22 protein-coding genes and 1 rRNA gene are annotated in these 22,973 nt (G+C 59.2%); 17 read left to right on the top strand and 6 right to left on the bottom strand.

The window, feature by feature from the left end; genetic code table 11:
- The first annotated feature begins 33 nt into the window (after window positions 1-33).
- The 14 genes from rpmI to argH all read left to right on the top strand — a co-directional run bounded on the left by rpmI (window position 34) and on the right by argH (window position 14,560).
- Complete coding sequence (gene rpmI / locus QP908_RS10190; RefSeq protein WP_239269865.1) at window positions 34-228, top strand: 50S ribosomal protein L35; 195 nt, start codon at window positions 34-36, stop codon at window positions 226-228.
- A 56-nt stretch (window positions 229-284) separates the two neighbouring features.
- On the top strand, window positions 285-668 hold the full coding sequence (gene rplT, locus QP908_RS10185) for a 50S ribosomal protein L20 (RefSeq protein ID WP_023017886.1): 384 nt from the start codon (window positions 285-287) through the stop codon (window positions 666-668).
- 163 nt (window positions 669-831) lie between these two features.
- Window positions 832-1,242, top strand: a complete 411-nt coding sequence (locus QP908_RS10180; protein WP_239275777.1) for a TM2 domain-containing protein — start codon at window positions 832-834, stop codon at window positions 1,240-1,242.
- Window positions 1,243-1,335: 93 nt separating this feature from the next.
- Window positions 1,336-2,142: a TrmH family RNA methyltransferase gene (locus QP908_RS10175; RefSeq protein WP_239269863.1), complete on the top strand. Its 807-nt coding sequence runs from the start codon at window positions 1,336-1,338 to the stop codon at window positions 2,140-2,142.
- Between the two features lie 120 nt (window positions 2,143-2,262).
- Entirely contained in the window at window positions 2,263-3,309 is a 1,047-nt protein-coding gene (gene pheS / locus QP908_RS10170) for a phenylalanine--tRNA ligase subunit alpha (RefSeq protein ID WP_239269862.1), read from the top strand.
- Window positions 3,310-3,332: 23 nt separating this feature from the next.
- Window positions 3,333-5,849 (top strand): phenylalanine--tRNA ligase subunit beta, encoded by a 2,517-nt coding sequence (gene pheT / locus QP908_RS10165; protein WP_284772197.1) that lies wholly within the window; start codon window positions 3,333-3,335, stop codon window positions 5,847-5,849.
- A 202-nt stretch (window positions 5,850-6,051) separates the two neighbouring features.
- A complete protein-coding gene (gene argC, locus QP908_RS10160) occupies window positions 6,052-7,095 on the top strand; it encodes an N-acetyl-gamma-glutamyl-phosphate reductase (RefSeq protein ID WP_284772196.1) in 1,044 nt (347 codons plus the stop codon).
- A 28-nt stretch (window positions 7,096-7,123) separates the two neighbouring features.
- Window positions 7,124-8,293, top strand: a complete 1,170-nt coding sequence (gene argJ, locus QP908_RS10155) for a bifunctional glutamate N-acetyltransferase/amino-acid acetyltransferase ArgJ (protein WP_284772195.1) — start codon at window positions 7,124-7,126, stop codon at window positions 8,291-8,293.
- An 8-nt stretch (window positions 8,294-8,301) separates the two neighbouring features.
- Entirely contained in the window at window positions 8,302-9,237 is a 936-nt protein-coding gene (gene argB, locus QP908_RS10150; RefSeq protein ID WP_284772194.1) for an acetylglutamate kinase, read from the top strand.
- Window positions 9,234-10,412 carry an acetylornithine transaminase gene (locus tag QP908_RS10145; protein ID WP_284772193.1) on the top strand — a complete coding sequence of 393 codons (1,179 nt, stop codon included), beginning with the start codon at window positions 9,234-9,236 and terminating at the stop codon, window positions 10,410-10,412. The genes argB and QP908_RS10145 overlap by 4 nt, the downstream gene beginning before the upstream one ends.
- Complete coding sequence (gene argF / locus QP908_RS10140) at window positions 10,409-11,329, top strand: ornithine carbamoyltransferase (RefSeq protein WP_284772192.1); 921 nt, start codon at window positions 10,409-10,411, stop codon at window positions 11,327-11,329. The genes QP908_RS10145 and argF overlap by 4 nt, the downstream gene beginning before the upstream one ends.
- A 3-nt stretch (window positions 11,330-11,332) precedes the next feature.
- Window positions 11,333-11,815, top strand: coding sequence for an arginine repressor (locus QP908_RS10135; RefSeq protein WP_005282729.1), 483 nt, complete (start codon window positions 11,333-11,335; stop codon window positions 11,813-11,815).
- A gap of 78 nt (window positions 11,816-11,893) precedes the next feature.
- Entirely contained in the window at window positions 11,894-13,114 is a 1,221-nt protein-coding gene (locus tag QP908_RS10130) for an argininosuccinate synthase (RefSeq protein WP_284772191.1), read from the top strand.
- Window positions 13,115-13,120: 6 nt separating this feature from the next.
- A complete protein-coding gene (gene argH, locus QP908_RS10125) occupies window positions 13,121-14,560 on the top strand; it encodes an argininosuccinate lyase (RefSeq protein WP_284772190.1) in 1,440 nt (479 codons plus the stop codon).
- A 53-nt stretch (window positions 14,561-14,613) separates the two neighbouring features.
- On the opposite strand, the gene QP908_RS10120 is transcribed toward argH, so the two are convergent.
- The 6 genes from QP908_RS10120 to thiC are packed head-to-tail and all read right to left on the bottom strand — an operon-like array spanning window position 14,614 to window position 20,517.
- Complete coding sequence (locus QP908_RS10120) at window positions 14,614-15,774, bottom strand: ThiF family adenylyltransferase (protein WP_284772189.1); 1,161 nt, start codon at window positions 15,772-15,774, stop codon at window positions 14,614-14,616.
- Complete coding sequence (locus QP908_RS10115; RefSeq protein ID WP_284772188.1) at window positions 15,774-16,556, bottom strand: thiazole synthase; 783 nt, start codon at window positions 16,554-16,556, stop codon at window positions 15,774-15,776. The genes QP908_RS10120 and QP908_RS10115 overlap by 1 nt, the downstream gene beginning before the upstream one ends.
- 9 nt (window positions 16,557-16,565) lie before the next feature.
- The gene (gene thiS / locus QP908_RS10110) at window positions 16,566-16,769 is read right to left on the bottom strand and encodes a sulfur carrier protein ThiS (protein WP_284772187.1); all 204 of its coding nucleotides are present in this window, start codon (window positions 16,767-16,769) and stop codon (window positions 16,566-16,568) included.
- A gap of 38 nt (window positions 16,770-16,807) precedes the next feature.
- Window positions 16,808-17,929, bottom strand: a complete 1,122-nt coding sequence (gene thiO / locus QP908_RS10105) for a glycine oxidase ThiO (protein WP_284772186.1) — start codon at window positions 17,927-17,929, stop codon at window positions 16,808-16,810.
- Complete coding sequence (locus QP908_RS10100) at window positions 17,922-18,596, bottom strand: thiamine phosphate synthase (protein WP_284772185.1); 675 nt, start codon at window positions 18,594-18,596, stop codon at window positions 17,922-17,924. The genes thiO and QP908_RS10100 overlap by 8 nt, the downstream gene beginning before the upstream one ends.
- A complete protein-coding gene (thiC, locus tag QP908_RS10095) occupies window positions 18,586-20,517 on the bottom strand; it encodes a phosphomethylpyrimidine synthase ThiC (protein WP_284772184.1) in 1,932 nt (643 codons plus the stop codon). The genes QP908_RS10100 and thiC overlap by 11 nt, the downstream gene beginning before the upstream one ends.
- Before the next feature lie 244 nt (window positions 20,518-20,761).
- Here thiC and QP908_RS10090 point away from each other — a divergent pair, with 244 nt between their 5' ends.
- The 3 genes from QP908_RS10090 to QP908_RS10080 form a co-directional block, all read left to right on the top strand.
- Window positions 20,762-20,929, top strand: a complete 168-nt coding sequence (locus tag QP908_RS10090; RefSeq protein ID WP_023017904.1) for a Trm112 family protein — start codon at window positions 20,762-20,764, stop codon at window positions 20,927-20,929.
- A gap of 54 nt (window positions 20,930-20,983) precedes the next feature.
- The gene (gene tyrS / locus QP908_RS10085; RefSeq protein ID WP_284772183.1) at window positions 20,984-22,270 is read left to right on the top strand and encodes a tyrosine--tRNA ligase; all 1,287 of its coding nucleotides are present in this window, start codon (window positions 20,984-20,986) and stop codon (window positions 22,268-22,270) included.
- 634 nt (window positions 22,271-22,904) lie between these two features.
- Window positions 22,905-22,973, top strand: a 16S ribosomal RNA gene (locus tag QP908_RS10080); the annotation flags it as partial.

Genomic DNA, 22,973 nt, shown 5'->3' with positions numbered 1-22,973 from the left:
CATATTCCACGTAGGATTTAAGGACTTATACTCATGAAGCAGAAGACCCACAAGGGCACCGCAAAGCGCATCAAGGTGACCGGTTCCGGCAAGCTGCGCCGCGAGCAGGCAAACCGCCGCCACTTGCTGGAGGGCAAGCCTTCCAAGCGTACCCGTCGCCTCAAGGGCACCGAGTCCGTCTCCCAGCCAGACACCAAGCGCGTCAAGCGCCTGCTCGGTCGCGCTTAATAGCGCCCAATCAACCCACATCCACCATCTCAACCAGAATTTAAGGAAGTATTACTGTGGCACGAGTAAAGCGCTCAGTTAACGCAAAGAAGAAGCGTCGCGCGATCCTGAAGTCCGCCAAGGGTTACCGCGGTCAGCGTTCCCGCCTGTACCGTAAGGCTAAGGAGCAGTGGCTGCACTCTATGACTTACGCTTACCGCGACCGCCGCGCGCGTAAGTCCGAGTTCCGCAAGCTGTGGATCCAGCGCATCAACGCTGCTGCCCGCATGAATGACATCACCTACAACCGCCTCATCCACGGGCTGCGCTTGGCCGAGATCGAGGTAGACCGCAAGATCCTCGCCGAGCTTGCCGTCAACGACTTCGAGGCTTTCTCCGCACTGTGCGAGACCGCTAAGGCCGCCCTGCCTGAGGACGTCAACGCACCAAAGGCTGCGTAAGCCTTTCCAGCTACATAGCTGCTCGCCCACTCCACGCCGCTCGACGCGGTGAGGGGTGGGTTTTGTTCTATCTCACTGTCTCAAGCCTGCTAATAATCTGTTCGCTGTATGTGCTAAATTGATGAGTCGATAAAACCAGCATTTGCAAGAAGACCGGCGCGGCATGACGAGCCCATATAACTGCGAGCAACCAGAAGGCAACCCTGGTTCAAGTCAATTTTCCGGCCAGGATCGGCCGTATTACTCCCAGGAATTCCACTCTGGTGGCTATCCGCAGCAGGGCTATCCTCAGCAACAATATGCGGCGACTGGTAACCAAAAGTCCTGGGTAGCTGCGTTGCTTCTGTGCTTCTTCTTGGGCAGTGTTGGAGCGCATAACTTCTACACTGGCCGTACAACTTATGCCATCGTGCAGTTGTCGCTGAATATCCTCGGCTGGTTTACCTTCTGGTTCCTGTTGGGCTTCCTTTTCTGGACCGTTCTAGGAATCTGGGTGTTTATTGAGTTCTTCATGATTCTCCTTGGCGTGGGCGATTACGACAAAGACGCACGCGGAGTTCCGCTAAAGAAATAATACTTTTCCCATGGCCTGCCGGATTTCTGGCAGGGCTTTGTTATACCTAAGGTTCGGAACGTGCGCAAACGTGCCCAAGGTAGGGTAGGGCCTATGAATTTAGACTTTGACTCGGCCTTTACTGAACGCACTCCGCGCATCGTCAACGCGGCGAAATTGCACCGGGCTGCTAGCCGTAAGAAGGCGAAACAGTTCATCATCGAGGGCGAAAATGCTGTCGACGCCGCAGTATCCACGGGGGCGGCGACGGATGTATTCGTGACGGAAAAGGCTGCAGAGCGCTTCGCGGACATCGTTACGGCTTGCGGGTATATGGACGTTTATGTTCACCCCATTACAGATAAGGCCGCGAAGCACTTGGCCGATACCGCGACGACGACGGGAATTTTTGCCTTGTGCAGTTCTTCCGTCTTGTGGTCTGCGGGAAAGATTCTTAATGGGAAGCCGAAGTTGATTTCGGTGCCGGTGCTTACCTCTGAGCCCGGAAACGCGGGTACGTTGATTAGGACTTCGGATGCGATGGGCGCCGATGGCGTGATCTTTGCAGGCGAGACCGTGGATCCCTTAGGCAGCAAGGTTGTCCGCGCTTCAGCCGGCTCCTTATTCCACGTCCCTGTCGCGCGCGATCCAAATATCAAGGACGTATTGGGTCAGCTGCGCAAGTCTGGCATGCAAATCGTTGCCACAGCCGCGGATGGGGAAGTAGAGCTTGCTGATGCCGACCTCTCCCAACCCACCGCCTGGCTCTTCGGCAATGAGGCTCACGGGCTGGGCGAGCTGCTTGAAGAGGCCGATATGCGGGTACGCATCCCACTGCGGGGGAGCGCGGAGTCACTCAACCTTGCCACCGCGGCCAGCATCTGCTTGTACGAATCCGCCAAGGCGCAGGACCAGAACTAGGCCGCAATCGCGTTGCTCCGCGGTAGCGAATGAAAAGGGGGTCCCTGGGGCTGTCCGTGTCCTAGTGACAGAGTAAGATTGCACGCGTTAGTTTTCGCGCGAGAAGAAGGTACGAAGTACGTGTCCGATACACCGCAGATCGAATTGACCGAACAGGCCCTCGGGGCCGCGGCCGATAAGGCTATCGCAGCCTTCGAAGCAGCAGAGACCCTAGAGGATCTCGCCGCTGCCCGCCGCGAGCACTTAGGCGATAACGGGTATATCCCGCAAGCCCGCCAATCCCTCGGCCAAATACCTAAGGATCAACGCAAAGCCGCCGGTAAGGCCGTCAACATGGCCCGCGGCAAGATGGAAAAGCGGTTTGCGCAGGTCAAGGAGGAATTGGAGCAGCAGGCCCGCGAGGCCCAGCTCAAGGCCGAAACCGTCGATGTGACCATTCCTACGACCCGAGCGCAAACGGGTGCGCTGCACCCCATTACGTCCTTATCGGAGCGCATTGCCGATATTTTCGTTGGCATGGGATGGGAAATCGCCGATGGCCCAGAGATTGAGGCCGAGTACTTTAACTTCGATGCCCTGAACTTTAAGCCGGATCACCCAGCGCGCACCCTGCAGGATACGTTCCACGTGGGCAAGGAAGGCTCCAAGCAGGTCCTGCGCACGCACACCTCGCCTGTGCAGGTGCGCACGATGCTCGAGCGCGATGTGCCCTTGTACATCGCCTGCCCAGGGCGCGTTTTCCGTACGGACGAACTGGACGCCACCCACACCCCGGTCTTCCACCAGATGGAGGGCCTTGCCGTGGATAAGGGACTTACCATGGCTCACCTGCGCGGAACGCTCGAGCACCTAGCCAAGGTGCTCTTCGGTTCCGAAACCACGACGCGCATGCGCGTGAATTACTTCCCGTTCACGGAGCCTTCCGCCGAGGTGGACGTCTGGTTCCCCAATAAAAAGGGCGGCGCCGGCTGGATTGAATGGGGCGGTTGCGGAATGGTCAACCCCAACGTGCTGCGCGCGGTAGGCGTTGACCCGGAAGAGTACACGGGCTTCGCGTTCGGCATGGGCCTTGAGCGCACCCTGCAATTCCGCAATGGACTAACCGATATGCGCGACATGGTTGAAGGCGATGTCCGCTTCACCCTGCCCTTTGGCGTACAGGCTTAAAACCCAGAAAGGATAGATACATCATGCTTATTTCCCAAGACTGGGTTACCCGTATCCTTGGCGCCTCCAATCCGAATTGGAGCGTGTCCGCTGCAGATATGGACTCCGGTTTCGTCCGCGTGGGCTTTGAAACCGAAGGATATGAGCCGATCCCCGAGACTACTGGCCCATTGGTTATTGGCCAGGTCGTAGAAATCGAAGAGCTCACGCAGTTCAAAAAGCCCATCCGGTACTGCCAGGTCAACGTTGGCCAGGCAAATGGCACCGGTGAATTGCAGGGCATTATCTGCGGTGCGCGTAACTTCCGCTTGCACGATTACGTCGTAGTCTCCCTGCCCGGCGCAGAGCTGCCTGGTGGGTTCAAAATCGCGGCGCGCGAAACCTACGATCACATCTCCAATGGCATGATGTGCTCCGCTGCTGAGCTGGGCCTTGGCACGCAGGCAAACGGTATCATCGTCCTGGGTGAGGAAGTCGCGGATATGGTTGGCGAAGATGCTCGCCCAGCTATCGGCCTGTCCGATACCGACTTTGACGTCAACATCACCCCAGACCGCGGATACGCGCTATCCGCCCGTGGTCTCAGCCGCGAAATCGCCTCTTCCTTCGATCTGCAGTTTAAGGACGTCGCCGATGATCCAGCGGTGGCCGGAATCGATACCTCTGCGGTGCCAGAGGCAGAAGGCTCGCTTATCAACATCGATCTACGCGAGGAGACAAAGGCGCAGCGATTTGGCGTGCGCAAGGTAAGCGGCATCGATCCGCAGGCGCGCACGCCATTTTGGATGGAGCGCGAACTCATGCTGTGCGGCCAACGCAGCGTCAATGTGGCAACGGACGTGACCAACTACGTTATGTTGCTTTTGGGCACCCCGATGCATGCCTTTGATGCCAATGAAATCGCGGGCGATCTCACGGTGCGCAATGCACAAGAGGGCGAGAAGTTTGAGACCCTCGATCACGTCACGCGCGAGCTCTCTGGTGAAGACGTGGTCATCTGTGATGACAACGGCATCCAATCGTTAGCCGGTGTTATGGGCGGCACGCACTCAGAGATTTCTGATCAGACCACGGATGTCTACTTCGAATCCGCTATCTGGGATCCCATTACCGTGGCCCGTACCTCTCGCCGCCACAAGCTGTCCTCTGAGGCATCCCGCCGATTTGAGCGCGGCGTCGATCCTGCCCTCGTTGAGGTGGCCCTTGATATTGCGTGCGCGCTATTGCACTCCATTGCGGGCGGAACGGTCGAAAAGGGGCGTACCCTCGTCGGAGAGATAGCCGAGCCCCAAGCCATTCGCTTGCGTGCCGAAAAACCGAGCGAATACGCCGGCGTCGAATACTCCCGCGAGACCGTTATCTCCCGCCTTAAAGAGGTGGGCTGCACGGTCGAGGAAGGATCGGATTCGGTTCTGCAGGTTACGCCCGCGACGTGGCGTACCGATATTTCCATGGACGTTGACCTCATTGAGGAGGTCCTGCGCCTGGAAGGCCTAGAGGATATCCCCACCGTTCTGCCCACGCCGGCTGGCGGTCGCGGTTTGACCCCAACGCAAAAGCGCCGCCGCGCCATTGGCCACGGTTTGGCTTATGCGGGCTATGCAGAGGTTTTGCCCACGCCGTTTATCGCAAACGACACCTTTGATTTGTGGGGCCTTGCGGCTGACGATGCTCGCCGCAATACCGTCGCCGTGCAGAACCCCTTGGAATCTGACAAGGCCATCTTGGCCACGACCTTGCTCCCCGCAACGCTTGAGGCTTTGGGTCGCAACGTAGCTCGCGGACGCAAGGATCTAGCCCTCTATGGCCTGCAGCAAGTAGCCTTCAAGCGCGCAGAATCTTCGCCCATGCCGTCTGTTGCGCAGCGTCCTGGCGATGAAGTGGTAGAAGAACTCCTGCGCACGCTTCCTGAACAGCCCTTGCACGTGGCAACCGTTGCAACCGGCAAGATGGAGCACGAGGGGCCGTGGGGCGAAGGCCGCGATTACACTTACGCGGACGCGATTGAATCCGCGCGTTTGGTGGCCCGCGCCGCTGGCCTGGATATCGAGGTCGAAGCCGCGGACCACCTGCCGTGGCACCCAGGCCGGTGCGCCGCCATCAAGGTGGCAGGAGCCGATGACATCGTGGGCTATGCCGGCGAATTGCACCCGCAGGTGCTTGAGGCCCTCAACCTGCCACCGCGCACGTGCGCGATGGAGCTTGATATCACCGCGCTGCCGCTGACCGAGCGCTTCCCAGCGCCGGTACTGTCGGCATTCCCAGCCTTGCACCAGGACATCGCGTTGGTAGTGGATGAGGATATCCCAGCGGAAAAGGTGCGCGCCACGGTGGAAGAGGGTGCGGGAGACCTCATCGAGTCGGTCGACTTGTTTGATATCTTCCGCGGTGAGCAATTGGGTGAGGGCAAGAAGTCCTTGGCCTTCCAGCTGCAATTCCGCGCTGCGGACCGTACCTTGACCGATGAGGAAGTCAACGAGCACCGCACGACGGCCGCCGAATTGGCCAAGCAGCGATTCGGCGCAGAAATGCGAGCATAGGACGGGCCAGAAGCCCAGCCTTTTGCATTAAACGGCGAAGAACCAGACTTTGGTGGAACATAAACCACTCGGGTCTTGGGTCTTCGCCGTTTTGCGTTTTCATGCAACATGTTAATTATTTTCATGCCGCCTGAACTGGGGAAAGTAACCCAATTCACTGAATAACATACAGCGGAACGTATTTCTTGCTATAGTTCCTCGTATGACGATTTCAGTAGCAGTGGCAGGGGCCACAGGATACGCCGGCGGTGAGACACTGCGCCTGCTGCTATCCCACCCTGCCTATCACTCCGGTGACCTGCGCATCGGTTCCTTGACGGGAAATTCCCAAGTGGGCCAGCGCGTCGCAGAAATCATGCCGCATCTGCCGCAGCTGGCAGATCGCGTCATTGCTGACACCACGCCCGAAGAGTTAGCCGGACACGACGTCGTCTTCTTGGGCTTGCCGCACGGGCACTCGGCGCGGCTCGCGGAGCAATTAGGCGATGAGGTCACCATCATCGATTGCGCCGCCGACTTTCGGCTGCGCGAGGAGAGCGATTGGGCAGCCTACTACGGCGGGGACTATGCGGGGCAGTGGCCGTACGGTATCCCGGAAATCCCGGGCAATAGGTCGAACCTTAAAGGTACAAACCGGGTCGCCGTGCCTGGTTGTTTCCCCACGGCCATTACCTTGGGGGCGTTGCCCGCCATTGCCCGCGAGCTCGTGGAGCCCGCCCTGTCCGTCATCGCTATTACCGGCGTCTCCGGAGCGGGAAAGAAGGCATCCGTCGCGCAATTGGGCGCGGAGACCATGGGAAACGTCAAGGCCTATAAACCAGGCGGCACCCACCGCCATACCCCGGAAATCGTACAAAACCTGCAACCATTTTCTCGCGACCAGGTATCCGTGAGTTTCACCCCGGTGCTCGCACCCATGCCCCGAGGGATTCTGGCGACGATTACGGCGGAGCTGAAAGGGGGCATCGGCAAGCAGCAGGTGCGCACCGCCTTCGAAGAATTTTATGCAGATGAGCCTTTCTGCCTCGTGCTGCCAGAAGGCCAACAACCGGAAACCCAGAACGTGGTGGGCACGAACATGGTGCATATCCAAGCCCATGTCGATGACAATTCCCACCGCCTCATCATCACCGCGGCGCTCGACAATTTATGCAAGGGTACTGCCGGTGCCGCCGTGCAATGCATGAACCTTGCGCTGGGATGGACAGAAACTTTGGGATTGCCCCAAGCCGCAGTCGCCCCGTAGGGCTGCGCACTAATTAGAGGAGAATTTTATGACTACACCTGGAATAACCGGGCCCGCCGGATTTAGCGCCGGCGCCGTGAAGGCCGGAATCAAGCCCTCTGGCAAGTCGGACTTGGCATTGATTATCAATGAAGGCTCGCGCTCGGACGCCGCGGCAGTGTTCACGCGCAATCGCGTGGTGGCGTCCCCCGTTAAGGTCTCCCGCGAGGCCGTAGCGGATGGCCAGCTGCGCGCCGTAGTCATCAACTCCGGCAATGCCAATGCGTGCAACGGCGCGCAAGGCGACGTCGATGCACGCGCAATGGTCGATGCCGTATCCCATGGCACGGATATCGCCGTGAAGGATATTGCCATTTGTTCTACCGGGCTCATCGGCGAGCCGCTGCCTATGGACAATGCGCTTGCGGGCATCGCGGACGTAGTCAATCACGTGGGCACGACCCCACAGCACGGCAATGACGCCGCCACTGCGATTATGACCACGGATACCGTTCCTAAGGAATCTGTTTATACGGGTGATGGTTGGTCCGTGGGCGCTATGGGCAAGGGCGTTGGCATGATGGCGCCGTCGCTTGCCACGATGTTGGTCTGCATTACTACCGATGCCGTCGCTGACGCAGCGGTCCTGCAAAGCTCGCTGGAGAAGGCCTGCGCACAGACGTTTAATACCTTGGATGTGGACGGTTCGACCTCTACCAATGACACCGTGATCGTCATGTCTTCCGGGGCCTCCGGCGTCCAGCCCAGCGAAGAGGAGCTGGATCAGGCAATCCTTGAGGTCTGCGCGGATATTGCGGATCAGCTCCAGGCCGATGCTGAGGGAGTGACAAAGCGCGTAAAGATCACCGTCGAAGGCACGGGCTCTGATGAGCAGGCGCTTAATGCCGCTCGCACCCTGGGGCGGGATAACTTATTCAAGTGCGCCATGTTCGGTTCCGATCCCAACTGGGGCAGGGTACTGGCCGCCGTCGGCATGGCGGATGCGGACATGGATCCGGACAATATCTCCGTCTACTTCAATGACCAGCCGGTATGCGTGCACTCGACGGGCGCGCCCGGAGCCCGCGATGTGGACTTGAGCGGGGCGGATATCGATGTCCGCGTGGATCTCGGCACCGGCGGTGAGGGAACGGCGTTCGTCTACACTACGGACCTGTCCTACTCCTACGTTGAGATCAACTCGGCGTATAGCTCCTAGGAGGAGAAATGTTTCCCGGATTAAATAATCAGGAACGCGCTACGGTGCTGGCTGAAGCCCTGCCATGGCTGCAGCACTTCCGCGATAAAATCGTCGTCGTCAAGTATGGCGGCAACGCCATGGTGGATGAGGAACTCAAGGAAGCCTTTGCGGCGGATATGGTGTTTCTGCGCACCATCGGGGCAAAGCCCGTCGTCGTCCACGGTGGTGGCCCGCAGATCAATTCCATGCTGGATAAGCTCGGCATAGAAGGAGAATTTAAGGGCGGTTTCCGCGTCACCTCACCCGAAATCATGGACGTGGTGCGCATGGTCCTTTTTGGTCAAGTCGGCCGCGGACTGGTGAACCTCATCAACTCGCACGGGCCATACGCCGTGGGCACAAGCGGTGAAGACGCAGGTCTCTTCCGCGCCACCAAGCGCTTTGTGGACGTAGAAGGAGAGGCAACCGATATCGGCATGGTGGGCGATATCGTGGAGGTCAACCCGGCAGCCGTCAATGACATCATCGAGGCCGGCCGCATCCCGGTGGTCTCTACCATCGCGCCAGGATCTGATGGCGAGGTGTATAACATCAACGCCGATAGCGCCGCGGGTGCGCTAGCGAGTGCACTGGGAGCAGAACGCCTGGTCATTTTGACCAACGTGGAAGGCCTTTATACCGACTGGCCAAATAAAGATTCCCTAGTGTCCAAAATCGAAAGCGATGAACTTACCGGACTGCTTCCCGGCCTGAGCTCCGGCATGATTCCCAAGATGGAATCCTGCCTCAACGCCGTGCAGGGCGGGGTTTCCGCGGCGCACGTCATCGATGGACGAATAGGCCATTCCGTGCTCCTTGAGCTTTTAACCCCGGGCGGCATTGGAACGATGGTCCTGCCCGATGATTACGAAAAACATGATTATCCCGAAGGCACAGTGTTTAGGAAGGACGATATCGCATGAGCATGCAAGAAACACTAACCGGCCGGTGGTCAGAAACGCTGGCCAATACCTATGGCCAGCCACCGCTAGGCTTGGTGTCCGGGGAGGGCGCCACCCTTACTGATGAAAACGGGAAAACCTACATTGACCTGCTGGCGGGTATCGCCGTTACTTCCTTGGGTTATGGCAATGCGGAGGTAGCAGATGCTGTTGCCAAGCAAAGCCGCGCCCTTGTGCATACCTCCAATCTTTTTGCCACCCAACCCGTGCTAGACGCCGGGGCAAAGCTGATTGAACGGGTGGGCGATAGCGAGGCGCGCGTATTTTTCTGCAACTCCGGATCGGAGGCAAACGAGGCGGCATTCAAACTCGCACGGCTGACCGGTAAGCGGCGCATCCTTGCTGCACACCATGGTTTTCACGGCCGCACGATGGGCTCTTTGGCCATGACTGGGCAGCCCGATAAACAAAAGGCATTCCGCCCACTGCCTAGTGGCGTGGAATTTTACCCCTACGGCGATATCGACTACCTGCGCCAGTTGGTGGAGCAAGATGCCGCGGATACCGCCGCCATAATCTTCGAGCCAATTCAGGGCGAGACCGGGGTCATCCCAGCTCCCGCCGGTTTTATGCGCGCCGTTTCTGATTTATGCGATGAACACGGTATTTTGCTCATCGTCGATGAGGTTCAGGCCGGAGCTGGGCGCACGGGGCAATTCTTTGCCCACGAGCTCGAAGATATTTCCCCCGATGTCATCACCATGGCCAAGGGGTTGGGTGCCGGATTGCCCATCGGCGCCACCATCACCCGCGGTCGCGCCAAGGACTTATTCCAGCCAGGTTCCCATGGGACCACCTTTGGCGGAAACCCCGTGGCGTGTGCGGCGGCCAATGTTGTACTCGATGCCCTCGATGAGAAGTTTTTGAATGATGTCTCCGCAAAGGGCGAGTATTTAACGCAGCAAGTCAAAAAGATTTCCGGGGTCAGCAATGTGCGCGGCCGCGGTCTTATGCTAGGTGTTGTATTAAATGCACCGGTGGCTCGCGAGGCCGTCAAGCGTGGATTTGAGCAGGGGATTATCCTCAATGCCCCGAGCGAGAAGATCCTGCGCCTTACCCCGCCACTGGTCATTTCCCAGCAGGAAATCGATACTGCCTTGGAAAAGCTACGCACCGTTGTGGAGGAATTAGTATGAGCTTGCGCCATTTCTTAGCCGATGATGACCTTAGCCCAGAGGAACAAAAAGAAGTCCTCGATCTCGCGGTTAAACTCAAGGCCGATCCGTTCGCGCGTCGCCCGTTGGAAGGCCCAAAGACGGTAGCCGTCCTTTTTGATAAGACGTCTACGCGCACCCGCTTTTCTTTTGAAACTGGAATCGCGCACATGGGCGGCAGCGCCATTACCGTTGACTCTTCGGGCACGCAGATGGGCAAGGGCGAGTCCTACCAGGATACGGCCGCGGTCCTGTCCCGTTACGTGGAGGCCATCGTCTGGCGTACCTATGCCCACGACAACCTGGAACAGATGGCGGAGACATCGACGGTTCCGCTGGTCAATGCGCTTTCCGATGACCTGCATCCCTGCCAAATCCTGGCTGATCTTCTAACCTGCCGGGAGAACTTTGGCGATCTTGCTGGCCGCAAGGCGGTCTATCTTGGGGATGGCAATAATAATATGGCCAATTCTTATATGATTGGCTTTGCTACCGCAGGCATGGATATTTCCATCGTGTCGCCGGAAGGGTTCCAGCCCCGTCCCGAATTTGTCGAGCGAGCACGGCGGCGCGGCAATGTGACGGTGACCGATGATGTGGAAGAAGTTTCCGGCGCTGATGTGGTAATAACGGATACCTGGGTATCTATGGGACAGGAAAACGATGGCCAGGACAGGCGCACCCCGTTCTTGCCATATCAGGTCTCTAAAGACGTGATGGCTAAGGCAAAGCAAGACGCGATTTTCTTGCACTGCCTGCCGGCCTATCGTGGGAATGAGGTGACCGAAGAGGTTATCGACGGACCGCAGTCCCGGGTTTTTGATGAGGCGGAAAACCGCCTGCACGCCCAAAAGGCACTATTGGTGTGGTTGCTTGATATCAATAAGGAGAACAACTAGGTCATGAGCACTCCGAGCACTCGAACTGCCCGGCAGGCAAAGATTTTGGAAATCCTGGACCGCAATCGCGTCACGAGCCAGGTGCAATTATCGGAGCTTTTGTTGGCAGAAGGCATCGATATTACGCAGGCCACGCTGTCGCGGGATCTTGATGAGCTGGGAGCGAAGAAGGTCAAGCGAGACGGTGGGCGCTCGTACTATATGGTCGCCGGCGAGCTGGAGCAATTCGAAGACCAGGTTGGCGGACCGCGCGAGAAGCTGCGGCGCATGTTGGATGAATTGGTGGTCTCTCACGATTCCTCGATGAATATTGCAATGCTGCGCACGCCAGCGGGCGCGGCGCAATACCTCGCCAGCTTTATCGACCGCGTGGGTCTGCACGACGTGGTGGGGTGCATCGCTGGTGATGACACCATTTTTGTGCTGGCGCGCGAGGGAGTTACCGGCGCAGAATTGGCGGAGACGCTGACCTCGCAGAGGATTTAATAAATGGTGGCATTCTCGCAACCGATCGTATATTATGTAACTAACCGAATTGTTTTCAATTAATTAAGGAGTCTTAGCATGTCTGCACGCGTAGTCTTGGCCTATTCCGGTGGCCTCGATACCTCGGTAGCCATTCCATACCTGGCAAAAATGACCGGCGGCGATGTCGTTGCCGTCTCCCTTGACTTGGGCCAGGGCGGCGAGGACATGGAGTCCGTACGCCAGCGCGCACTCGATTGCGGCGCGGTGGAGTCCATCGTTATCGATGCCAAAGATGAGTTTGCGGAGCAATACTGCGTGCCCACCATCAAGGCGAATGGCATGTATATGAAGCAGTACCCGCTGGTATCTGCCATTTCCCGCCCGCTTATTACCAAGCACCTCGTGAAGGCCGCGCAGGAGCACGGCGGGACGCACGTCTCCCACGGTTGTACCGGTAAGGGCAATGACCAGGTGCGCTTTGAGGTTTCTTTCCGCGCCCAGGATCCATCGCTAGAGATTGTGGCCCCAGCACGCGATTATGCATGGACTCGCGATAAGGCCATCGATTTTGCAGAAGAGATTAACCTGCCCATTGAGCAGTCGGCGGCCTCGCCATTTTCCATCGACCAGAACCTGTGGGGCCGTGCGGTAGAAACCGGCTTCCTTGAGGATCTGTGGAACCCACCGACAAAGGATCTCTACGCATATACGGAAGATCCGGGCCTGGGCAATGCTCCGGATGAGATCATCATTTCCTTTGAGAAGGGTGTTCCGGTTGCTGTCGATGGCAAGAAGCTGACCCCGCTGCAGGTCATCGAAGAGGTCAACCGCCGCGCCGGCGCCCAGGGCATCGGCCGCCTAGACATGGTAGAGGACCGGTTGGTGGGCATTAAGTCCCGCGAGGTCTACGAGGCACCGGGTGCCATGGTGCTCATCCAGGCCCACGAGGCGCTGGAGGATGTCACCGTGGAGCGCGAGCTCGCGCGCTACAAGCGCCTGACGGATGCACGGTGGTCCGAAGAGGTCTACGACGGCCTGTGGCACTCGCCGCTCAAGCGCTCCCTGGACGCCTTCATCGAGGAGTCCCAGGAGAATGTCACTGGCGATATCCGCCTGAGCCTGCACGCAGGTACCGCGACCGTGACCGGCCGCCGCTCTGGCCAGTCGCTGTACTCCTTCGATTTGGCTACCTACGACACCGGCGATGCCTTCGACCAGACCGCTGCAAAGGGCTTTGTCCAGTTGCACGGCTTGTCCACCCAGATTTCCAACCAGCGTGACCGCGAGGGTGGTTTCCCCACCAGCGCAGAGAAATAGGCACCGATGGAACCACACAAGACTAACGAAGGCGCGCTCTGGGGCGGCCGATTCTCCGGCGGCCCTTCCGAGGCGATGTTCGCCCTCTCGGTTTCCACCCATTTTGACTGGGTGCTTGCCCCTTACGACGTGTTTGCCTCGAAGGCGCATGCCAAGGTGCTGCACAAGGCAGGGCTGCTTTCCGATGCCAACCTCGACACCATGCTTTCCGGGCTCACCGAGCTCGGGGAGAGGGTAGCTTCGGGCGAATTTGTCCCAGCACCCACCGATGAAGACGTGCACGGCGCCATGGAGCGCGGCCTTATCGACATCGTCGGTCCCGAGGTGGGCGGCCGCCTGCGCGCGGGACGTTCCCGCAATGACCAGGTCGCCACGCTCTTTCGCATGTGGGTGCGCGATGCCATCCGCGATACGGCAGTGCAGGTCTCCGAGCTTGTCGATGCCCTAGCGGATCAAGCCGCCGCGCACCCCGAGGCCATCATGCCGGGTAAAACGCACTCCCAAGCCGCGCAGCCCATCTTGCTTGCGCACGAGCTGCTGGGCCACGCTCAGCCGCTGTTGCGCGATATTCAGCGACTGCAGGACTTGGATAAGCGGCTAGCCGTATCTCCATATGGTTCGGGTGCACTCGCAGGTTCCTCCCTGCAGCTCGATCCAGAGGCCATCGCCGCGGAACTCGGCTTTGATTCAGCCGCGGAGAACTCCTTGGATGGCACCGCTTCTCGCGATTTCGCTTCGGAGACGGCCTTTGTCTTGGCACAGATCGCCGTTGACATGTCCCGGCTGGCAGAAGAGATCATTTACTGGTGCACCCCGGAATACGGCTACGTCACCTTGGACGATGCATGGTCCACGGGCTCATCCATCATGCCGCAGAAGAAGAACCCGGATATCCCGGAACTTACCCGCGGCAAGACTGGGCGCCTGATTGGCAATCTCACCGGGTTGTTGTCCACGCTCAAGGCACAGCCGCTGGCTTATAACCGCGACCTGCAAGAGGACAAAGAACCCATCGTGGACTCGGTGGCACAGCTCAACCTATTGTTGCCATCGATGACCGGGCTCGTGTCCACCTTGTCCTTTAATGAAGACAGGATGCGCGAGTTGGCGCCACGCGGATTCACCTTGGCCACCGACTTGGCCGAGTGGATGGTGCGCCAAGGCGTGCCCTTCCGCGAAGCACACGAAGCTTCCGGCGCGTGCGTACGCATCGCCGAAGAGCGGGGAGTGGACCTGGTGGATCTCACTGATGAGGAACTCATGGGCGTCGACAAGCGGCTGACCCCAGAGGTGCGTGAGGTCCTCACCATTGACGGTGCGGTCGCTTCCCGCACAACTAAGGGCGGAACCGCCGGGGTCCGCGTTGCTGAACAGCGCGAAACCGTCCGCGAACATGCCGCCGCAGCGCGCAAGTGGGCTACCGAACCGGTGCGCACGCAGAACTAGAAGGGCGACCGATAGGGGTCCTTTGGCTCATCTGGAAGATAAAAATGCTCTCATCAATGAGAGGAAGGGATTCCATGAGACGTTGCGGGCTGGCTCTTTATGCCGCCTGCAACGTTGTGCAGCTTAATGTCACGCTGTTCGGCTTCCTCGGCGAAGGCCGAGATGAAAGTGGCAGATCGCTTGCCGGAGGCGCAGTATACCCAGGCGTCGCTAAGCCCCTCGGACTGCAGGGAATCGAGCAGGGAGCGCACTATCCCTGGATCTTCCTGCCACTCGGACGTTGGTAAGTGGTAATGCTTCGCGGTGGCGTCAAAAAAGAAATCATCGATGGCAGCTTCCCCGGCTTCGCGTACGTCGATAGCCGCGGCGCCTTCGCGCAGATCGTCGAACATCGCGGCGGCAACTTCGGCCCCCAGCACGGTACAGGCAGCGTCACCGTAGTCTTTTTGCAGCTGTGTGGTTAGCTCACGTGCTGGGTCGTGGGGCACGCGGAAGTGAGTGATGGAGGAACTCAGGGCATCGTAGATGCTCAACAAACCTACCCGGTCGCGGTTCATGCCGGTGGCGAACTGAATCAGCTCGGTGGACATCAGGCCCGCGACCACGCTGGTGGTTACGCCCAGCACGCCGGCGGTGGCGCAATCCGGCACGGAATCGGGATCGGGTTGCAGAGGATAGAGATCGCGCATGCCCACGCCCGATTCGGCACCGGGTCCAGACCACCACACTGCGCAGTCACCGCGAAATCGCAGCACCGAACCCCATACCAGCGGGGTGCCGGTGATCTCCGCAGCATCGGCGGCTAGGAACTTGGTGGCAAACGTATCGGAACCATCCACCAGGATGTCCACTCCACGGAGGTAGTCCAACGCATTGTCCGCGGTGAGCCGGTCGCGAATCGCATGCACGACGATGCCTGGCTGTAGCTGTTCGAGCTTTTCGGCGGCGATCTCCACCTTGGATCTACCCAAATCCTCGGCGCCGAACAGGATCTGGCGGTGGATATTGGTGAGATCCACCGTGTCGCCGTCGATAACAGAAATCTCGCCCACACCGGCGGCAGCCAGTTGCTGCATCAGGGGACATCCCAATCCGCCAGCGCCGATGACGAATACGTGGGTGCCGTGCAGCGCTTCCTGCTGGGCGATGCCAAAGCCGGGCAGCAGGGTTTGACGGGCCACTCTATGCAGCTCATCGTGGGGCAGTTGGCTCATTACAGGACCTTATCTTCCCAGCTAGCCAAACCTTCAAACGAGGACGAGGCCACGGCGTGCTGCCTTTTCGGAATGCGACCAGCTTGGCGGGCCAACCGGCCGCCTTCCACGGCGTATTTCATTGCAGAGGCCATCGCCAGGGGATCCTGGCAGCGGTTAATGGCACTGGCTAAAAGTACCCCATCGCAGCCCAGCTCCATGGCCAGCGCCGCATCGGAGGCCGTGCCCACACCGGCATCCAGCAGCACGGGAACCTGGGCGCGCGAACAAATCAGCTCAATATTGTGCGGGTTCAGGATGCCCAGACCTGTACCAATCGGCGAGCCCAAAGGCATCACCGCATCCACGCCCACGTCTTCTAGCCGCTTGGCGATGACCGGATCGTCACTCGTGTATGCCAGCACCACGAATCCTTCAGCAACCAGCATCTCGCAAGCATCCACGAGCTCCACCACGTCGGGCAAAAGCGTACGGTCATCAGCGATCACCTCTACCTTCACCCAATTGGTGCCCAGCGCCTCGCGGGCTAACTTGGCGGTGGTTACGGCATCGCGGGCGGTGCGGCATCCCGCAGTGTTGGGCAGCACGTCAATGTTTAACCGCTGTAAGAGCTCGAAGATGGACTCGCCACCGGGACTCTTAGCGCTGTGCCGACGCATGGCGACGGTGGTGAGCTGCGTACCGCTGGCAACCAGGGATTGCTCCAGCATGTCCTGGCTGCTGGCCCCGCCGGTTCCCATTACTAGGTGCGAATCGAATTGTTTGTCTGCAATAGTAAGCATAGGAGATTCCTACCCGCCCTGTACCGCGATGAGGACATCCAATTGGTCGCCGTCGGTAACCTCATGAGACCAGTTGCTGGCGGGGATCACATCGCCATTAATGGCCACGGCCACGCCCTTTGGCGAGGCATCGCCAGTCTCTGCTTCTACGATGGCGCTCACGGTGATCGGCCCATCGCTGTGGCGGGGCTCGCCATTAAGTGTGTAGTCCATGGTGCTTATTCCTTTCTTGTGAGGCTATTCTTGTGAGGCTATCGGGCGTGGCGTAGCGGATCGCAGGCCGAGATGTCCATCCTCGGGGACGTGCCCATTCCCAACTGGGCACCCACCTTAGCTCCCAGGGCGGACAGGAGGATTCCGTGGCGGAAGTAGCCGGTGGAAACCACTAGCCCGTCGCGTACTTTGCCCAGGTAGGGCAAATCATCGGGGGTGCCAGGCCGGGCTCCAACGATAGCCTCGATGAACTCGCAGTCCTCCAGCCCCGGCACCACGCGGATAGCATCGCGAAGGAGCGTGTGCACACCGTCCACGGACGGGCCCTTGCGGTTGTCCTCGCGGCTGGTGGCACCGATAGCGATGGTGCTGTCGGTGCGGGGGATAACATACACCGGCCGATCCTCCACGAATGCGCGCACCACTCGGGTGATTGGCGCTAGCTCTTCTGGTACCCGCAGCCTTAGCATGTCACCCAACACCGGCCGTAGCGCTAGGGGATTGGCGCCCTCGAACCAACCATCCACGTCTTTGGCGCCCAGACCGTTGCAGAGGTAGATCATGTCGGCGGTGACCAGCTGGGCATCGGCAAGCAGCACAGTGTGCCCGTCGATGCGCGTTGCCGCCGTAGCCACGAAGCGAACCCCGGCGTGCTGCAGGTATTCCAACAGGCACGCGCTGAACATGCGCGGGTTGATCTGGTGATCGCCCGGGATTTCCACTGCGGCGGCCAGCTGGGGGCTGAGCCCAGGCTCTAGCTTTCGGGCCTGCCGAAGTGGCAGCGCGTGGGCATCCATGCCGTGTTTCTGCTGTAGCGCCAGCAGTTCGCGGATGTGCACGCCATCGGCGCGGTCGGCGCCCACCACCAGGGTGGATTCACGGCGATGCCCCGTCGGAGCGGTCGTTTTCGCACTCAACCTGGTTAGCAAATCCGGGAACATCTCGCCTGAAGCAACCATCAGCGGGTACAACGGCTCTTGCCGGTATTGCACCTCCGCCACCGGAGCCAGCATGCCGCCGGCCACGAACGTGGCTCCGCTAATGGGGTGGGGATCGATCACCACGATTTCCCGTGGGTCGACACCCGCATCCACCAGCTCGAATGCGGTGCTAAGCCCGATGATTCCCGCGCCAATGATGGCGTGCTCGGCATTATTCATGTGAACCTGTGGCTGCATTCGCGCGGTCGAAAGCTCGGACAACCGTGGTCGCCAGCGCCGCCGGATCGTCGGAGTCCATAAATGCGCGCACAATCGCGACACCAGCCACACCGGTTTCCGCCAGCGCTTCGGCGTCGGTGGCTTGCACATCACCAATCGCCACCACCGGAACGGCCGAAGCCGCGACGAGCGGGGGATAGCCTTCCAATCCCAGCGGGGCTCGACCAGAGGATTTCGTGGGCGTGGGGCGGAACGGACCCGCACCGATGTAGTCGATCACATCGGCGTACTCGTTAGCACCCTGCACGAGCTCGAGGGTGCCGGTGGTCAACCCGATGATCGCATCCTCGCCAAGAATCTGCCGTGCCAGGCGCGGATCCAGGTCGTCCTGGCCGATGTGTACGCCGTGGATATTGTGCTTACACATTAGCGCGGCGGCCACGTCGACTCGGTCATCGATAAGCACCCGCGTTGCTGAATTGGCCTCTTCGACCGCCGCCGCCACGTCGATAGCAAGCGCGGTCAGATCGCGCACGCTAATGGGCTTACTGCGAACTTGAATCACGCCCGCGCCACCGGCTGCTGCCGCTGCGGCAACCTGTACGACCTTCTCCTGCGGTGCGCCCGTCACGTGGTAGCACCGCAGGTCCAGCTGGTTAGCGCTCACTGTACGCCGCTGCTTCCTTCTGCAGGTCCTCAGAAACTTCCTTGGCCTCGTCCCGGTTTAGGTAGAGCTTGGATCCTGCACGACGGAACTCCTCGGCCATTTCTTCTTCGCCCTCGGCATTAGTGAAGTGCTCTTCGTCCACACTCTGGCGGCCGAAGCCCGGCAAGCCGAGGTCCTTGACTAGCGATTGCTTTTGGTCGGTGGCCAGAGCCTCGTCGATCTTCTCGCCGAACGCGTCGCGGATATCCTGGCTGATGCGCATGGAGCAGAACTTCGGTCCGCACATCGAGCAGAAGTGGGCGGTCTTCGCCGGCTCCGCGGGCAGGGTTTCGTCGTGGTAGGACTGGGCGGTATCCGGGTCCAGGGACAGGGCGAACTGGTCGTGCCAACGGAATTCGAAGCGCGCCTTGCTCATCGCATCGTCCCACTCGTGGGCGCCAGGGTGGCCCTTGGCGACGTCCGCCGCGTGCGCGGAGACCTTGTACGTGATCACGCCGGTCTTCACGTCATCCTTGTTCGGCAGACCCAGGTGCTCCTTCGGGGTGACGTAGCACAGCATTGCGGTACCGCCCATGGCGATGTTGGCTGCACCGATGGCGGAGGTGATGTGGTCGTAGCCGGGGGCAATGTCGGTAACCAGCGGCCCCAGGGTGTAGAACGGAGCGCCGCCGCACCATTCCTGCTCCTTTTCGTTGTTGACCTGCACCATGTTCAGTGGCACGTGGCCCGGGCCTTCGACCATGACCTGAACGTCGTACTCCCAGGCGCGGTGGGTCAGCTCGCCGATGGTCTTTAGCTCTGCGAACTGGGCTGCGTCGTTGGCATCGGCGATCGAGCCGGGGCGCAGGCCATCGCCAAGCGAGAACGCGACATCGTACTTGGCGAAGATCTCGCACAGCTCGTCGAAGTTCTCGTACAGGAAGGATTCCTTGTGGTGGGCCAGGCACCAGCCGGCCATGATGGAACCGCCGCGGGAGACAATGCCGGTCACGCGCTTGGTGGTCAGCGGCACGAAGGGCAGGCGCACGCCGGCGTGGATCGTCATGTAATCCACGCCCTGCTCGCATTGCTCGATCACGGTATCGCGGAAGATTTCCCAGGTCAGATCCTCGGCCACGCCGTCGACCTTCTCGAGGGCCTGGTAGATCGGCACGGTACCGATCGGCACCGGAGAGTTACGCATGATCCACTCGCGGGTGGTGTGAATGTCGTTGCCCGTGGATAGATCCATTACGGTATCTGCGCCCCAGCGCGTAGCCCAGCGCAGCTTGTCTACCTCTTCGCGGATGGAGGAGGTCACGGCGGAGTTACCGATGTTGGCGTTGATTTTCGTGTTGAAGGCATTGCCGATGATCATCGGCTCGGATTCCGGGTGGTTGATGTTATTCGGGATGATCGCCTTGCCGGAAGCAACTTGCTCCCGCACCTTTTCTACATCGCAGTGTTCGCGCAGTGCGACGTATTCCATTTCCGGGGTGATAATACCCTGGCGTGCGTAGTGCATCTGGGTTACGCGCTTGCCGTCTTTGGCCCGCAGCGTCTCGCGGCTTATGCCCTTCCACTCGTCGCTGGCCTCGCCACGCTTGAGGGCGCGGTTACCGTCGTCCAACAGGTTGCGTCGACGCCCCTCGTAGGCCTCCACATCGCCGCGAGCTTCGATCCACTCGCTGCGCAGTGCCTCTAGCCCCTCGGTCGGCTCGGCCCACGGGCCACGGGTGCGGTAGAGCTTCTGCGGCGCGTTCGGTCCGGTCGGGGAATCGTCCAGCTGAACCTCGGTCTCCGGCACCTCAAGGGTGAAGGTCTTGCCGAAGGACTCCACCTGCTTTTCGATGGGGGCGAAGCTGTGCTTCGGGTGGATTTCCGCACCGTACTCGTCGTTCGGGATGGTGGTACGGGTGTGCTGGGCAGACGTATCCGTCATAGTTGACTCTCCTCATTCTTCCTTCGCTGGTTCTAACCAGGCAGGTTCTAGCGGTACTCGCGCAGGTGTACAGCGCGATCTCAGCTCGATACCTCGAGCGCCCGTGTTCGGTTGCGCCTTCCACTGTAACGCACAGCACGCGAGGGTGAAGATATGGGCTAGGGGATTGACCGAGGGGACATCGGCAAGCAACATCAGGGAGTCACTAAATAGGTTGTCTGGGGTACGGGTTAGACTAAGCAGCATGATCGATCAGAAGCTCCTAGAGATCCTCGTGTGCCCCATCGACAAGCAGCCGCTGGAGGATCACGGCGACTATTTGGTGAACCCAAGGCTGAACAAGGCCTATCCGGTGCAGGATGGTATTCCGGTCATGCTGGTCGACGAAGCCAAGGACTGGCCCATTAAGTAGAGCGACGCGCTCTGGAAAGAAAACACGTAATAGGCAACAAGGGAACACCTACGTATGAGCAACACCACGAACATCATCGATGAACTGCAATGGCGCGGGCTGATAAACCAGTCGACAGATCTAGAGGCATTGAAGGAAGCCGCAGAGAGCCCGATCAGCTTGTACTGCGGTTTCGACCCGACGGGAAGCTCGCTGCACGCTGGCCACCTCGTGCCGCTGATTATGCTGAAGCGCTTCCAACAATTCGGTCACCGTCCCATCGCGCTGGCCGGTGGCGCGACGGGAATGATCGGTGACCCACGCGATGTCGGAGAGCGATCCATGCTCTCGGAAGAGCAGATCGCAGAGAATATGCAGGCAATCAAGGACCAACTTGAGGCCTTCGTCGACTTCACTGAGGCGGGCGAGTCCGCAATCCCAGCAGTGATGGTGAACAATGCGGACTGGACTAGCCAGATCAACGTCATCGAGTACCTACGCGATATCGGTAAGAACTTCTCGCTGAATACCATGCTGGACCGCGATACGGTCAAGCGCCGCCTGGAATCCGACGGCATTTCCTACACCGAGTTTTCCTACATGCTGCTGCAGGCAAACGACTTTGTGCACCTGCACAAAGAGTACGATTGTGTGCTGCAAATTGGCGGTGGCGACCAGTGGGGAAACATCGTTTCCGGCGTCGATCTGAACCGTCGCGTGAATGGTGCGAAGGTCCATGGCCTGACGGTGCCGTTGGTGACAGATGCCGAGGGCAATAAGTTTGGCAAGTCCACCGGCGGCGGCAAACTGTGGCTGGATCCTCAGCTGACCAGCCCGTACTCCTGGTACCAGTACTTCATCAATGCTGGCGACGCGGTGGTTATCGATTACCTGCGTTGGTTTACCTTCCTCACCCAGGAGGAGATCGCAGAGCTGGCGCGCAAGGTAGAGGAGGAACCCCACAAACGTGAGGCGCAACGCGTATTGGCGCGGGAGATGACCACCTTGGTGCACGGCGAGCAGGCCACCGAAGCAGTGGAGCTGGCTTCCCAGGCGTTGTTTGGTAAGGCAGAGCTGCAGGATTTGGACGAGGCCACGTTGTCTTCCGCATTGCAGGAAACCGAGATTGCCGAGGTCGACCCAGCGGCCACGATTCTGGATCTGTTGGTTGAGGCGGGACTGGAAAAATCAAAGGGTGCTGCGCGCCGCACCGTGGGCGAGGGTGGCGCCTACGTGAATAACCAGCGCATCGAGGACATCGAGTGGTCGCCGAATTCCAACGATCTGCTGCACGGTTCGTGGCTGGTGCTGCGTAAGGGCAAGAAGCGCTTCGCCGGGGCACGGGTCGTGGATCCTTCCTAAGAGCGTCACCTTAGCTGTTGACTGATCCCTTGGTAATCGCGTTTTGCGTGTTTACCAGGGGATTTGTGTGTTTTTCGGGGTTGGGTGTAACTTTATCGAAGTCGCCGAGAGGTAGCCGGTTGGTTACTTTTGAGTGACTTTTTGTACTGACTTGGCTCGAGTATTTGACTTGGTTCAGGTTGTTGGGTAAGTTGGTACGAGCCGCCAACGAGAGGTTAACGTTTGGTTAATTTTCTTGTGGTGTGTGGATGTTGTTTGAGAACTCAATAGTGTGCCAATGTACTTATTTTTTATTTTTGTGTGCATGGTTGTGTGTTGATTGGTCTGTTGGCCGGCAAGCCGAGTGTGGTTTGTTGGTTGGTGTGTGCCGGTAAGGTGTTGTTATACGCATCTTTTTGAATACTGTTTAGTGTTTCGGCTGCATTGATGGATTGGTTGGCATGTGATTGTGTTCAACTTTTTGTCTCCCTTTTTTGTGCCCCGTCGGGTTGGGGAGGCAGTGATTTTTTCTTTGTAGTAATTTTTGGACGCCAGCATGGGCCTGCTTTTGTGGGTTTGTGGTGGTTTGTTCTTTTGGTTAGGTTTGGGCTTTTCACGGCCTATTTTGGAATTTTGTTGTTCTGAAATTTTTCTTTTTGTGGAGAGTTTGATCCTGGCTCAGGACGAACGCTGGCGGCGTGCTTAACACATGCAAGTCGAACGG

The organism is Corynebacterium sp. MSK204 (assembly GCF_030229885.1).
Lineage (GTDB): Bacteria > Actinomycetota > Actinomycetes > Mycobacteriales > Mycobacteriaceae > Corynebacterium.
The sequence above is the reverse complement of the archived record's forward strand: the minus strand, read 5'-3'. Positions and strand labels throughout refer to the sequence as shown.